Origin of the sequence: Flavobacterium sp. (genome assembly GCF_030146175.1) — a bacterium.
In the GTDB taxonomy this organism is placed as follows: Bacteria; Bacteroidota; Bacteroidia; order Flavobacteriales; family Flavobacteriaceae; genus Flavobacterium.
In genome coordinates this window covers 25,643-39,676 of record NZ_JASLCE010000109.1, presented here as the reverse complement: position 1 = coordinate 39,676, position 14,034 = coordinate 25,643, and the positions used below count along the sequence as shown (strand labels likewise).

General features: G+C 39.4%; 15 protein-coding genes. 5 read left to right on the top strand and 10 right to left on the bottom strand.

What is annotated here, in order from left to right; all coding sequences use genetic code 11:
* Window positions 1–65: 65 nt before the first annotated feature.
* Entirely contained in the window at window positions 66–899 is an 834-nt protein-coding gene (locus tag Q1R07_RS12650; RefSeq protein ID WP_300490814.1) for a UDP-2,3-diacylglucosamine diphosphatase, read from the bottom strand.
* A 144-nt stretch (window positions 900–1,043) separates the two neighbouring features.
* Here Q1R07_RS12650 and aroC point away from each other — a divergent pair, with 144 nt between their 5' ends.
* The 3 genes from aroC (at window position 1,044) to Q1R07_RS12635 (ending at window position 4,125) form a co-directional block, all read left to right on the top strand.
* Window positions 1,044–2,093, top strand: coding sequence for a chorismate synthase (gene aroC / locus Q1R07_RS12645; protein WP_300490810.1), 1,050 nt, complete (start codon window positions 1,044–1,046; stop codon window positions 2,091–2,093).
* Window positions 2,094–2,258: 165 nt separating this feature from the next.
* Window positions 2,259–3,005, top strand: coding sequence for a T9SS type A sorting domain-containing protein (locus tag Q1R07_RS12640; protein ID WP_300490807.1), 747 nt, complete (start codon window positions 2,259–2,261; stop codon window positions 3,003–3,005).
* Between the two features lie 280 nt (window positions 3,006–3,285).
* Window positions 3,286–4,125 carry a choice-of-anchor J domain-containing protein gene (locus Q1R07_RS12635; protein WP_300490804.1) on the top strand — a complete coding sequence of 280 codons (840 nt, stop codon included), beginning with the start codon at window positions 3,286–3,288 and terminating at the stop codon, window positions 4,123–4,125.
* A 42-nt stretch (window positions 4,126–4,167) separates the two neighbouring features.
* Here the strand turns inward: Q1R07_RS12635 and Q1R07_RS12630 are convergent, their stop codons facing one another.
* The 3 genes from Q1R07_RS12630 to Q1R07_RS12620 all read right to left on the bottom strand — a co-directional run bounded on the left by Q1R07_RS12630 (window position 4,168) and on the right by Q1R07_RS12620 (window position 6,965).
* Window positions 4,168–4,311 (bottom strand): hypothetical protein, encoded by a 144-nt coding sequence (locus Q1R07_RS12630; protein ID WP_300490801.1) that lies wholly within the window; start codon window positions 4,309–4,311, stop codon window positions 4,168–4,170.
* A gap of 65 nt (window positions 4,312–4,376) precedes the next feature.
* The gene (locus Q1R07_RS12625; RefSeq protein WP_300490798.1) at window positions 4,377–4,790 is read right to left on the bottom strand and encodes a thiol-disulfide oxidoreductase DCC family protein; all 414 of its coding nucleotides are present in this window, start codon (window positions 4,788–4,790) and stop codon (window positions 4,377–4,379) included.
* 3 nt (window positions 4,791–4,793) lie between these two features.
* On the bottom strand, window positions 4,794–6,965 hold the full coding sequence (locus Q1R07_RS12620) for a DNA mismatch repair protein MutS (RefSeq protein ID WP_300490796.1): 2,172 nt from the start codon (window positions 6,963–6,965) through the stop codon (window positions 4,794–4,796).
* A 94-nt stretch (window positions 6,966–7,059) separates the two neighbouring features.
* On the opposite strand from Q1R07_RS12620, the gene ung reads away from it, so the two are divergent.
* The gene (gene ung / locus Q1R07_RS12615) at window positions 7,060–7,725 is read left to right on the top strand and encodes a uracil-DNA glycosylase (RefSeq protein ID WP_300490793.1); all 666 of its coding nucleotides are present in this window, start codon (window positions 7,060–7,062) and stop codon (window positions 7,723–7,725) included.
* On the opposite strand, the gene Q1R07_RS12610 is transcribed toward ung, so the two are convergent.
* The 3 genes from Q1R07_RS12610 to Q1R07_RS12600 form a co-directional block, all read right to left on the bottom strand.
* Window positions 7,726–8,658, bottom strand: coding sequence for a transglutaminase domain-containing protein (locus Q1R07_RS12610; protein ID WP_136404187.1), 933 nt, complete (start codon window positions 8,656–8,658; stop codon window positions 7,726–7,728). It abuts the gene before it with no gap.
* A gap of 24 nt (window positions 8,659–8,682) precedes the next feature.
* Window positions 8,683–9,528 (bottom strand): substrate-binding domain-containing protein, encoded by an 846-nt coding sequence (locus Q1R07_RS12605; protein ID WP_300490789.1) that lies wholly within the window; start codon window positions 9,526–9,528, stop codon window positions 8,683–8,685.
* Between the two features lie 148 nt (window positions 9,529–9,676).
* Window positions 9,677–11,194 (bottom strand): succinate CoA transferase, encoded by a 1,518-nt coding sequence (locus tag Q1R07_RS12600; RefSeq protein ID WP_300490786.1) that lies wholly within the window; start codon window positions 11,192–11,194, stop codon window positions 9,677–9,679.
* Between the two features lie 158 nt (window positions 11,195–11,352).
* Between Q1R07_RS12600 and Q1R07_RS12595 the strand changes: the two genes are divergently transcribed.
* Window positions 11,353–12,183, top strand: coding sequence for an AraC family transcriptional regulator (locus Q1R07_RS12595; protein WP_136404190.1), 831 nt, complete (start codon window positions 11,353–11,355; stop codon window positions 12,181–12,183).
* On the opposite strand, the gene Q1R07_RS12590 is transcribed toward Q1R07_RS12595, so the two are convergent.
* Genes Q1R07_RS12590 through Q1R07_RS12580 form a run of 3 tightly spaced genes read right to left on the bottom strand, consistent with a single transcriptional unit; the run spans window position 12,180 to window position 14,030 of the window.
* Window positions 12,180–12,716: a GNAT family N-acetyltransferase gene (locus tag Q1R07_RS12590; RefSeq protein WP_300490781.1), complete on the bottom strand. Its 537-nt coding sequence runs from the start codon at window positions 12,714–12,716 to the stop codon at window positions 12,180–12,182. The two genes, Q1R07_RS12595 and Q1R07_RS12590, sit on opposite strands and share 4 nt — an antisense overlap.
* Window positions 12,713–13,156, bottom strand: coding sequence for a DinB family protein (locus Q1R07_RS12585; RefSeq protein ID WP_300490778.1), 444 nt, complete (start codon window positions 13,154–13,156; stop codon window positions 12,713–12,715). Before Q1R07_RS12585 ends, Q1R07_RS12590 begins: the two co-directional genes overlap by 4 nt.
* A 1-nt stretch (window position 13,157) precedes the next feature.
* Window positions 13,158–14,030, bottom strand: a complete 873-nt coding sequence (locus Q1R07_RS12580) for a nucleoside phosphorylase (RefSeq protein WP_300490775.1) — start codon at window positions 14,028–14,030, stop codon at window positions 13,158–13,160.
* Window positions 14,031–14,034 lie beyond the last annotated feature (4 nt).

The window sequence follows — 14,034 nt, the reverse complement described above, 5'->3', positions numbered from 1 at the left end:
AGGGATATATCTTAAAATCATTTTAGTGAAATCTTTTAGCTAATTTACTAAAAAATGTTAAAATATTAACCTTTCATTAGTATTTTTAAGGATAATAATTCCTGACTTAATTGAGTTTCCTGTTCAAAATAATCATCATCATCTGCTTCTTGTACCGCTTCCGGGGAATACTGGTATAGTTTCCACCTTTTTTTATTGTATTCCAAAGCGGTCAGATTCTCGATCCAGTCACCGGAATTCAGATAGAGCGTTTTTCCTTTTTTATTTTCTTTTTCGACGATTTTAGGCTCGTGAATATGGCCACAGATCACATAATCGTAGTTTTTTTCGATGGCCAGATCGGTTGCAGTCGTTTCGAAATCGGAGATAAATTTCACGGCTTTTTTTACACTGCTTTTGATCTTTTTGGATAGGGAATACGGTTCTTTTCCTATTTTAATCAGGCACCAGTTGATAAAACGGTTGAGTAAAATCAGATAATCATAACCGATACCGCCCAGTTTGGCAATCCATTTGGCATGATGTACGGAATTATCGAAAATATCCCCATGGAAAATCCAGGCCTTTTTATCGTGTAAATCCAAAACCAGTTTGTCGACTATGGAAAAATTCCCCATTGTGGTGTCGCTAAATTTCCGCAACATCTCGTCGTGATTTCCGGTGATATAATAAACCCGCGTCCCTTTTGAAGAAAAATCCAGTAATTTTTTTACGACTTTAAGATGGGATTTTGGAAAATAGGACTTTCGAAATTGCCAGATGTCGATAATATCACCATTTAAGATCAGTGTTTTGGGCTTGATTGTGTTCAGATATTTTAGTAATTCTTTCGCATGACAGCCATAAGTACCTAAATGTACATCGGAGATAACAACAATATCAACGCTTCTCTTTTTCAAGGAATTGAAATTTAAGTTTAACAAATAAACCCTTTTGTTGTTATTAAAAATTTAATGAAACATTAAATAATTATTAGTTCTTTGCGGAAAGTTTAGTATTGCCGTGCGATCAGAATAGTTTATTTTTGTATAAAAATACGCGTTATGGCAGGAAATACATACGGAACATTGTTCAGGATAACCACATTCGGGGAATCGCATGGAGAAGCTTTAGGAGGAATTATTGATGGATGCCCGGCTGGAATTGCTTTGGATTTTGAAGCCATTCAAAAAGAAATGCAACGCCGGAAACCGGGACAATCGGCCATTGTAACCCAACGTAAAGAAGAAGACGCTGTACAATTCTTATCGGGAATTTTCGAAGGAAAAACAACTGGAACACCAATCGGGTTTATTGTACCGAATACCAATCAGAAATCAGATGATTATTCTCATATAAAGGACACCTATCGTCCAAGTCATGCCGATTATGTATACGAACAAAAATATGGCATCCGCGATTATCGTGGTGGCGGACGTAGTTCGGCTCGTGAAACAGCGAGTCGGGTAGTGGCTGGAGCGATTGCAAAACAGGCTATGCCGGAAATTAAAATCAATGCCTTTGTATCGTCTGTTGGAGATATTTTTATTGATAAACCGTATCAGGCGCTGGATTTTTCATTAACAGAAAGCAATGCAGTGCGTTGTCCGGATCAGGCAACGGCCGAAAAAATGGAAGCGTATATTAAAGAAATCCGAAAAGAAGGGGATACCGTTGGTGGTACCGTTACCTGCGTGATTCAAAATGTGCCGATCGGTTTGGGTGAGCCGGTATTCGACAAATTACATGCCGAACTGGGAAAAGCCATGTTGTCGATTAATGCAGTAAAAGGATTTGAATATGGTAGCGGTTTTTGTGGTGCCAAAATGAAAGGAAGCGAGCATAATGACCTGTATAATCCGGACGGAACCACTAAAAGTAACCTTTCCGGAGGGATTCAGGGGGGGATCAGTAATGGTATGGATATTTACTTTCGGGTAGCTTTTAAGCCCGTTGCTACGATCATGCAAAAACAGGAAGTTCTTGATAATAAGGGGAATATAACCGAACAACAGGGTAAAGGACGCCACGATCCTTGTGTGGTACCGCGTGCGGTACCAATTGTCGAGGCGATGGCTGCAATTGTCCTACTTGATTTTTTCCTTAGGAAGTGAAAAATTAGTAAAAAAAATGAATTTTATTTAAAACCTTAAGTTAATATTAAGGTTTTTTTTTATCTGTTAACGAAAGGTTATGTTTATTCTGAATTAACACTTTTATTATTTTTTCCTTAAAATTTAATGGTTAATTTTACTTTTAGTAATACAAAACCAATTATAATGAAAAAAACATTACTTTGTTTATGCCTTGTGTTGGCATCAATAAACACAACTTTCGCACAATCGGTAACGGTTCCTTTTAATAATATGGCCATTGAAAGCTTTATGTTTTATAAGCTTAATGAGCCGGGAGAATTCACCGGGACACTAAACAGTGTTACGATGAATGCCATCCTTAACGATTCTGCAATGGATACCTATGCGAGTGACCTTACAGTGTATGTTACAGCAAATGGTGATATTAATTCATTGGGATTATTGCAAATTGGAGGATATGACGATTTATATGCAGACCAAAGCTATTTTTGGGATGATGGTGACTCGGACGAGCCGGGAACTCCTGTAACAGGAACAATTGTATTGGATACACCACTTAATTTCGACGGAACAACCTATACCGTTTGGTTAGGTCATGGTTACGATGGAGAAGGAGCTGCAGGAATCTGGACCGGAACGTTAACTTTAAACGGTCTTACAGAAGTAACGGCTTCTGCTAACGATTTCTCAAAAGCGAAATTTACAGTATTCCCGAATCCGGTTCATGACGTGGTAACAGTTGCAAACGATGGCAACGTTATGGTGAACCAGATTGCAATCAACGATATCAATGGAAGAACGGTAAAAACTGTAAAATTTGATGCTGTTTCTGAAGCTCAGGTTAATATTGCCGATTTAAATTCCGGAATCTATTTTATGAACATCACAACGGATAAAGGTGTGACAACTGAAAAGATTATCAAAAAATAATAATTATTTTTTCTGATTTGTATTTGTAAGAGCGGGATAGCGATGCTAGTCCCGCTCTTTTTTTATCCTTTCTTTATAAGTAAGGAAATTCTAAATTTATATTTTTTCTCTTGTAAGAGAAAAAAGTATTAAAAAAATGATTTTTGTGTAAAATATTAGGTTAATAGCATTGTTTATCGGTATGTGTTAACAGGATATTATGTTTATTTTGAATTAACACTTTTATGGTTTTTTTCTTAAATTTTAATAGGTAGTTTTATTTTTTTAAAACAAAACCATAATGAGAAAAACATTACTTACTACCGGTTTATTACTGGGAACTCTTTTGGCAGGAAATGCACAAACAACAACAATTTTTCAGGAAAATTTTGAAAATAATACGGCATTAACAGGATGGACATTGCGTAATCTTGATGGTTTAACACCTAATGGAACGTATGCGACTACTTTTGGAGTTAATGCATGGGCAGTGGTAACCTGGAATTCAGAACCTGGAAATAAGGTGGCTTCCACAACATCTTGGTTTAACCCGGCTGGTACAGCAAACAGATGGTTGATTACACCGCAAATTGCACTTCCGGCAAACAACCAGATTCAAGTGGCTTTTAGAGCGAAATCTGGTGATTCAGATGTTGCGTATCAGGATGGATACGAATTAAGAGTTTCTACAACGGGAACGAATGCCGCCGATTTTACACAGGTAATTTATGCGACACCATCGGAATCAAATACCTGGCAGAACCGATCTTTTTCTCTGGCGCAATTTGCCGGACAAAGTGTTTACATTGCTTGGGTAAATAATAACAATGACAAGAATCTTTTGAGTATTGATGATGTTGCTGTTTTCGCTATGCCTACAGCTTCAACAGACGATTTCCTTGCGTCTAAGTTCTCGGTTTTCCCGAACCCGGCTCAGGATGTAGTAACGGTTGCAAACAATAGCAACGTTTTGGTAAATCAGATTGTGATTAACGATATCAACGGTAGAACTGTAAAAACAGTAAAATTAGATACTGTTTCTGAAACTCAGGTAAATATAGCTGATTTGAATTCAGGAGTATATTTTATGAATATTACGACAAATGAAGGTATGGCAACTAAAAAGATTGTCAAAAAATAATTATTTTTTCTGATTTGTATTTGTAAGAGCGGGATAGCGATGCTACTCCCGCTCTTTTTTCTTTTTATTACTGTTCATCATCAGGAAAATATAAGCGACTAATGAAAAGATGACGAACGAAAAAATACCAATCATAATAAAGGCTCCAATGGACCAGGAATACAGGGAAATAAAAAGCTTTGCCATTTTTAAGTGATTTAGTTACTCAAATCTAACTTTAAATTGACGGTAAAATGATGATAATTATCAGGTTATAAAAATTTTGCTTTAATTTCCGGACTCGGTAACATACACTGGTCTTTTTTACCATACCATTTATAGCGGTTTTTAGCCACATAATCGTAAACAGCATTGGAAATCGGTTTTGGAATCCAGCTAAATAAACCGAATAGCGAATAAACACCACCGATGGTTTTGGCAATTGAAATCGCAGCATCAGCTTTATAATGGTAGGCTATTCCGGGTTCATATAGAATAATACTGTCGGTTTTGGAGGTATCCACACCGATATGTCGAATCACCTGTTGTCCCAGTTCCGATTGCAACGGCAGAAAACGAAATACATCTTTTTGGTCGTGTTTGATGATAAACTGTACCGAGCTATCACACAGATTACAGAAACCGTCAAAAAGCACAATCTTTTTGTCTTGGGGTAAACCTTCCATATCTTATTTTTTGCGTTCGACCAGTTCCAGATTATCCAGAGCAACTTTGGATGTGAAAATACCATAATTGACCGTTGCCTTATTCTTTTCGATCGCATCAATGCTTCCTACGGCTTTACCATCGATCATACGAACACGGTCGCCCACTTTTAATGGAATTTTTGGCTTGTTGCTTTCTTCCTGAATAGCTTTTATTTTCTTTTCCTTTTTCTCTTTTCGGATTACTTCAACCTTTTCCTTAACCTCTTCGATAATCTCTTTCTGAACCGCTTCCTTGGCTTTTTTCTCCTTCACCGTAATTTTTTTACGCTTGGAGTTTTCGATCTCCACCATTTTTAGAAATTCCCCGATAAGTTCTTTTTTATTTTTGTTATTAAAGTACTTTTCGGAAATATCGTCCATTTTCTGACCCATATAGATCAAACGTTGGTTGGAATCATACAATTCCTGATAGCTTTCCAGTTTTTGTTGAATTTTTGTATTGATGCCTTCCATTTTTCGGCTTTCCTCACGCGCTCTGGTTTCTTCCTCTTTTAGGTTTTGAGAGGTTTTTTCCATACGGGAACGCTCTTTTTGGAGGTTGGCAATCGTTTTATCAAAGCGGACTTTATCGCCTTCGACTTTCTTTTTTGCACGATTGATCAAACCATATGGAATGCCGTTTTTCTGCGCGACTTCAAACGTAAAGGAACTACCGGCCTGACCCAAGTGTAATTTATACATCGGTTCCAGCGATTTTTCGTCGAATAACATGTTCGCATTGGTGGCAAAAGGGAGTTCATTCGCGAGTATTTTCAGATTGGTGTAATGCGTGGTAATAATACCAAACGCTTCACGGTGGTAGAATTCTTCCAGGAAAGTTTCGGCTAATGCACCACCAAGTTCCGGATCGGAACCGGTTCCGAATTCATCGATCAGGAATAAGGTTTTGGCGTTACACTTTTTCAGAAAGTAATTCATATTCTTCAACCGGTAACTATACGTACTCAAATGGTTTTCGATGGATTGGTTATCGCCAATATCGGTCAGAATACGGTCAAATAGAAACGTTTCACTGCGTTCGTGTACCGGAATCAGGATACCGCTTTGTAACATCAGTTGTAACAATCCGATCGTTTTAAGGGTAATACTTTTACCACCGGCATTGGGTCCGGAAATTACAATAATCCTGTTTTCCTGTGTCAATTCGATCGTTTGCGGATAGGTTGGCACATTTTTCTGTTTGTTATTCAGATATAGAATCGGATGAAAAGCCTCGCGGAAATACAGTTTTTTCTCTGTTGTTATTTTCGGAAGCAAACCATTGATTTTATAGGCATATTTCGCCTTTGCAGCGACCACATCGATATCGCTCAGAAAATCCTGATAGTCTTTTAAAAGTTGGATATACGGACGAATGGCATTGGTTAGCTGTTTTAAAATCCGGGTAATTTCTTCGCGTTCTTCATATTCCAGATTGCTCAGTTCCCGCGAATAACGCAAGGTGGCTTCCGGTTCGATATAGGCAATGCTTCCGGTTTTGGAGCTACCCAAGATGGTTCCTTTAACTTTACGACGGTACATGGCCAATACGGCCAAAACGCGACGATTATCCACAATGGTTTCCCGAATGTCGTCCAGATACCCCATGCTATTGTAACTGGACAAAGCAGCGCCAAAACTCTGATTGATTTTTCCGCGAACCAGATTCATATTACGACGGATTTCGACTAGATCCGGAGAGGCATTGTCTTTAATTTCGCCGTATTTGTCGACTACCTCATCAATTTTCTGGATGATGAATTTCGTCAGTTCGATTTCCGAAGCCCGAAGGTTTAATTTCGGATAATAATCGTCGAATTTTCGGAAAAACTGAATCAGCGTATTGGAAGTATCGGAAAGTGCGCTGATCTTTCGAAAACCGCTCAACTCCAGAAAACTGTCTTCAATAGCCAGGTATTTTATTTCGTGGTGAATCGCATCAAAATAGTGATTCGGGATAACATTATTATTGGTAAAAGAAGAAACATACTCCGATGTTTGCCATAAGGCATCCATGAGTGTTTCCTCAGTTTTGAAAGGGATAATCTCAAGCGCCTTCTGTTTTCCGGTTTCGGTATTACACAAGTCCGAAATGGTTTCCAGTATGGTTTTAAATTCTAAATCCTGTAGGGTTTTATCGGTAATTGAAATCATTTTTTTAAATTGAATTGCAAATTTACAAAGAAGAAGCGGTATCGCTAAAGCTAAAAGTCTGCTAAAAGTGTTATTTTTGGTAAAAAAATATAAAATGCAAGTAAATATACATCCTTCCTGGGAAAACGTACTATCCGCCGAATTTGAAAAACCGTATTTTGACAAATTGATTCATTTTGTAAAAACGGAATATGCGCAAACTCGTTGTTACCCAAAAGGAAATCATATTTTTGCTGCATTCGATCGTTGTCCGTTTGATAATGTTAAAGTTGTAATCATCGGACAGGATCCGTATCATGGCGCGAATCAGGCCAATGGTTTGTGTTTTTCGGTAAACGATGGCATCGCTTTTCCGCCGTCATTACTCAATATTTTTAAAGAAATTGAAACCGATTTGGGTATTCCGTTTCCAAAAAGCGGTAATCTCGAACGTTGGGCCGATCAGGGCGTATTGTTGTTAAACGCTACGTTAACCGTTCGGGAAAGTATGGCCGGTAGTCATCAAAACCAGGGCTGGGAGGCATTTACCGATGCCGTAATCCAAAAGGTTTCCGACGAAAAACAGGACGTAGTCTTTTTGCTTTGGGGCGGATTTGCCAAGAAAAAAGGAGCTAAAATCGACAGAAATCGCCACTTTGTATTGGAAACCGGACATCCGTCGCCACTAAGTGCCAATCGCGGACTTTGGTTTGGAAACAAACATTTCAGTAAAACGAATGCGTTTTTACAGCAAAAAGGCAAACCGTCAATCAACTGGTAATTAGTAAAACGTTAATTCTCCTAAAATTTCTTCCGACATAAACGGACCACCGGGATACTTGGCGGTATAATCCAGATTGAGCCAGATCTGACCGCGTTCGTCGATATGGTAATTGATTTCTTTTCCTCGGCTTTCGTCCTTAAACAACACTTCCTTGATCAGGTAGATTACATTTTCCAGGTCGGCTTTGGTTCCAATCAGCATTTCGGGATACAAATGGCCACCGGTATGGATAATTCGCGGGGTACCGCCTATAGCCCGGATTAATGCCGCCATCAAAATTGCATGATCATCACAATCGCCCGAAAAGTGTTGTAACGACTCACTGGCCGAGGCAATATATTCTCGCCCCTTTGGGTCGTTTACATAATTCCAACGCTTTTTTACTTCTGCGAAAACCGCAAAACACTGAATCGTTTGTCGGTATTCACGGAATCCCTTTACGTCCTGAAAATGTAGCGTAGTGGCTTTTAAGGCAAAATTCCGAACCTTCGGGTTGGTATAATCCACCGCGTCGATGATCTTGGATTTATTGGGAAACGGAAGCAGTTTGGCAATAATAATATCCTGTGGATTGGCGTCGTCTGACATGGTATAGATCATGGCCCGATAATCTTCAAAAACCGAATTAAAACCGTAGCCGCCAAATAGGGTTCCCCATATCAATGCCAGTAAATACAGGAAAATACAAATAATGATCACGGTTTTAAGCATTCGTAATACCAATTGGATGATCACCAGTATGACGACAAAAAGCAATACGCGATCGATATGTAAAAACCATTCCGGGTCGATAATATTCTGATGGACAATAATAAATATCGGAATGGTGATCAGTATATTCAGGAAAAAAATGACAACATTGTCCCAAGGCTTTGGCAAAGAAAGCTTTTCTTTTATTTTTTGGATCTTGGTTTTTTCGGACAAAGTCATTTTTTAGCGATGGCTTGTAAATACTTATTTTATGACGGATTCATAAGCGGCTTTGGTTTCGATTATTTTTAAATCGAATAATTGATTTTGAATTTTTTCAAAGGTTTTTTTATCCGGTTTTTTTTGCGACCAACGCGTTAGTTGCAGCCATTCCTGTATGTCTTCCGTTTTTTGATTAAAACGATTCGCCAGTGTTCGGTCGATACTCGGAATTTCTTTAAACTCGCGGGTAGTGGTATTGATAATTTCCAGAATTTGATCAATCACATGTTTGTCGGTTGCCAATACGTCATTGCGAACGGCAATTACAAATGACGGCCATGGCGTAGGGCAATCGCCCAAATGACGGAAGGTACCGTTATCCACCAATGGTTTGGTCATAAAACGTTCCCACATAAAATAATCGGCTGTTCCATTGGTAAGTGCTGTAACGGCACCGTCTATGGTGTTTACGATTTCAAAAGGAATGTTTTGGGTATCCCAGCCTTCGTTTTTAGCATTTACGATCGACATCAATTGTGAACCCGATCCGATCCGACTGATCGCCGCTTTTTTACCGTTTAGATCGCTCAGTTTTTGATAGGCCGACTGTGCACCTACATGGATGCCCCAAAGCAAAGGCGATTGTACATAAATTTGAACAATACTGCTCGGATTGCCATTGGAGATATCTTTTAGGATGCCTTCGGTTAAAATAATAGCGATATCGGTTTCGTTATCGCGGAGCATCTGACACATTTTCCCGGTTCCTTCGGGTACATCGGTCCATTGTAAATCGATGTCCACCTCGTTAAATTCGCCGTTTTCAATGCATAAATGCCAGGGTAAATTAAAGTGCTCGGGTACTCCTGCAATTCGAATTGTTTTCATGTGAAAAAATTAATTGCTAAGATAGTAAGAGTAAATAAATTTTTGCGATAAGAAGGGGTTAAAAATAAACATTCCCCGTATAATAACTTAGAAATTACTATCGGGGAAGTTTTCGCAAATAAACAAAGAAAACAACACAAATGTTACCTTACCCTTCGTAGGTTACAAGGCAATTTTGTTTCATGGTGCCTGTTTCCAGGTATCTTGTATGGAAATTAAAAGCTTCTTCCAGTATATGTGGTGTATGTCCGCCGCGTTCGCAGGCTCTATCGAAGTAGCCCTGTAGTTGTTCCCGGTATTCGGGATGGGCACAATTTTCGATGATCACTTTAGCGCGTTCACGAGGTGCCAGTCCGCGTAAATCGGCCAGACCTTGTTCGGTTACCAAAATGTCTACGTCGTGTTCCGTATGGTCGGTATGGGATACCATTGGCAACACATGGGAAATAGCGTTTCCGTCTTTTGAAGCCGACTGTGTTACGAAAATACTCAGGTAGGCATTACGGGCAAAATCACCCGAACCGCCAATTCCATTCATCATCTTCGTTCCGGAAATATGCGTCGAATTGACATTGCCGTAAATATCAAATTCGATAGCCGTATTGATTCCGATAATACCCAAGCGACGGATCACTTCTGCGGAATTACTGATATTCTGCGGACGAAGGACGATTTTGTCTTTATATTGATCGAAATTGTTTAACAGGTGTTGGTAACAGGATTCCGAAACGGTAATGGACGAAGCCGAAGCAAACGTCATTTTACCGGTATCCATTAGTTCGAAAGTACTGTCCTGTAATACTTCGGAATACATTACCAGATTTTCAAAATCACCTTTAGCCAACCCCGACAATACCGCATTGGCCACCTTACCGATACCGGCCTGTAATGGCATCAAAGATTTTGTTAAACGCCCGCTTTGTATCTCTTTTTCAAAAAAGGCCAGTAAATGGTTGGCAATGGCAGTGGTTTTGGCATCCGGAGCGGTGGTTTGCGCCGGACTATCCGGGATTTCGGTAAAAACGATTCCGGCCACTTTATCCGGGTCAATACGGATAACATCGGAGCCAATGCGATCGTCGGAAGCCGTAATGTTTATGACATCACGATTAGGGTAGTGGGTTGGTATAAAAATATCGTGTATTCCTTTAAATTCAAAAGGAATGGACGTGTTGATTTCAATAATGATTTTGTCTGCCAAATGGGCAAAAGTAGCCGAGTTTCCAACGGAAGTTGTTGGGATTATATGCCCGTTAGTATCGATATAAGTGGCTTCTATAATCGCAAAATCCAATTGGGGAAGGTGTTTGTTTTCAAGTAATTCGGCCGTTTCGCTAAGATGCTGATCAATAAAAAGAATGGCACCACTGTTGATTTTCCCCCGCATTACCGGATCGACCTGAAAGGGCATTCGTTTGTAAAGGGCATTCGTTCGGGCCAGATCGGCATCGGTGGTATGACCAAGGGAAGCACCGGTAATCAGGGTAATTCCGATGGCCTCATGTTCGGCACGCAACGCAAAAGCCGGTAAAACCGCTTTACTGTCGCCGGCCTTTGTGAATCCGCTGGAACCGACAACCATTTTATCTTTAAAAAAAGCGGCGGCCTGGTGGGCGGAAATCACTTTGTCTTTGTATTTTTGAAATTGAATTCTTTCTGGGTTCATAAAATGATTTTTTGATAAAAAATTAAACCAAAAAATAAAGTTTTATTAACAAAAGCTTTTACTTGTTTTTATTCTGATTGGTTTAGTTTACAATTTTAAAGAAATAATCCAGTAGCGAATTATCGTAATAAGCCAAAAAAATATTCATTTCAGACAGCATGGAAAAGGAAAACCTAAAGGTAGAGAAGTATTATACCAAGGATGTGGACACGGATAAAAACAGTATTTATTGCCATCACGACCTGATGGGTGAATTATTGATTCCGACGCATAAACATGAAAAAGCACAGCTGTTGTATACCGAAGGCGGACTGGTTTATGTGACCACCGAAACCAAAACCTACTTTTTACCGGCGCGCCATTTTATGTGGATTCCGGATACTATCAAACACAGTATTCATCCGAGTTCGGAAAATGTAATGATGCGAAACCTCTATTTTCCGGTCGACAAAAACGAACATTCCTTTTATAATAATGAAGGGATTTACCCGGTTAACGATTTGTTATTACAAATGATGCTATTCACTAACCGTTGGAACGGCAATTTAAAAAAAGGAAGCCGTAATTATTTTATTGCAAGAGCCATTAAGGCGATCTTACCGGAGATTTGCGAAACCAATCTGCCATTAGCATTACCAACGGCCAAAGACAAACGGCTATTAAAAGTGATCACCTATCTGGATGAGCATCTTGATGAAACTATTTTCTTTTCCACATTGGCCGAAAAATTTGGATTTAGTGAACGTTCGTTATATCGTTTGTTTCAAAAAGATATGGGCATGTCGTTTATACAGTTTTTTACGATACGGAGAATGCTGAAAGCGATCGAATTATTACTGGAAAAACGACTACCGGTTAGTGAAGTGGCTGTTGCGGTAGGGTATAACAGTATACCGACCTTTAGTAATACGTTTTATAAGTTATTAGGACAACGCCCGTCGGATTACCTGAATGGTGTGGAAATCCTAAAAAAAAATCAGCAGGTTTAACTGCCGATTTTGTTATTTTGAAATTCAAACCAAATGGTTTCGATTCCTTCATCCAGAAAAGATTCCGTATGTACGGGTTGTAGTTTTTGTAATATCGTATTAGAACCGGTATTTCCTTTTTCAGCATTGGCATATACTTTTTCGAGTTTCATAACCGAAAAAGCGTATTCCAAACAAGCGCTGGCGGCTTCAAAACCATAGCCTTTTCGCCAATGTTCCTGTACCAATCGGTACCCAAGGTCGTAAAAATTCCGATGACCGTTCACTTCTTCTGTGTTGATCAATTTAAGTCCCGTCCAACCAATAAACTCGTTTGTATCTTTTAATAGCATTGCCCAACGACCAATGCCATTCGTCTCGTATTGTTTTCGAATAAAGGAAATGGCATTTTGTGCTTCTTCTATGGTTGTAATAGGAGATTTTCCCAGGTATTCATGAACTGCCGGATTGGAATCTAATCGGAAAATACCTGCGGCATCATCAGGGTGCAATTCCCGGATGATCAGTCTTTCGGTGGTGATAATGGGTTTCATTTTCTGATTTCGATTAAATGATGTTGTAAATGATGGATATAATCGGTCATTAAAAAACGCAAATCCGACGTAGTTCCGTCTGGTAAAAGCAACGGTAAAGCTAGTGTTTCTGCGATCTGACACTGCATTACAAAAGCGATTTGCCGGTTTAAAGCAGCCCATAATAGGAGTAATTCGGTACTTTCACGTTGCTGATACTGGTTGGTTTTAACCTGTTCGTCCTGATTGTACGGGCGAACCGAATACGGACTTTCAGCGTACTGAATTTCCGTAAAACGTTCCAGATTGTAGCGAGCCGAATCAATCAAATGTCCCAGTATCTCTTTTTTAGACCAAATAGTCGCAGCAGATTTTACTTCAAAACCGGATAAATGGCCTTCGTGGAACTGACGTTCAAAAGCTGTAATATCTGCGATAAGTTGTGAAGCCAGCGTATGCATTTTATTCGACCAGTTTATTTAATGTATATAGGATAAGAGCATCGACCGCTTTATACGGATCTTCGCTAAAAGTACCATTGGCACGATTGGCAATGATTGCGTTAAGGGATAAGGCCTCGTGACCCAATAAACGGGAAAGCCCATATATAGCGCCGGTTTCCATTTCCAGATTGGTCATTCGTGTACCGTTATAGTTAAAACTGTCCATTTTGGCATTTAGTGCTTCGTCCTGAATCGGAAGGCGCAATACGCGTCCTTGCGGACCGTAAAAACCACCAGCCGTACCGGTAAATCCTTTGTGAATTTCGGTACTTTCGATTTTCTGAGCCAGTTTTTCACTGCCTTTGATTACATAAGGTTTCCCTTTGCGCATGTCCCAGTTGGTATGTGCTATAAAAGCGTCTTCAATAGCTGTTTCGGAAATCGAATCGATGATATAGGAGCGGAGCATATTGTCCAGTCCTAAGCCATATTCAGACATTACAAAGCTGTCAACCGGAATGTCGTTTTGTAAAGAACCCGATGTTCCGATACGAACAATATTCAGAGAAGTAAGCTCCGGTTTGATCATGCGGGTGTTGAGGTCGATATTAACCAAAGCATCCAGTTCGTTCATCACGATATCAATATTGTCAGGGCCAATTCCGGTAGACATAACCGTAAGGCGTTTGCCTTTATACGTACCGGTTTCGGTTTTAAATTCACGTTTTTGTGTCGAAAATTCAACGGTATCAAAGTGTTTGGTGATTTTTGAAACCCGGTTTTGATCACCTACAAAAATAATATCGGTAGCGATGTTTTCCGGTTTCAGATTTAAGTGGTAAACACTACCGTCGGGATTCAGGATTAATTCAGATGATTTAATTGCTGTCATTATG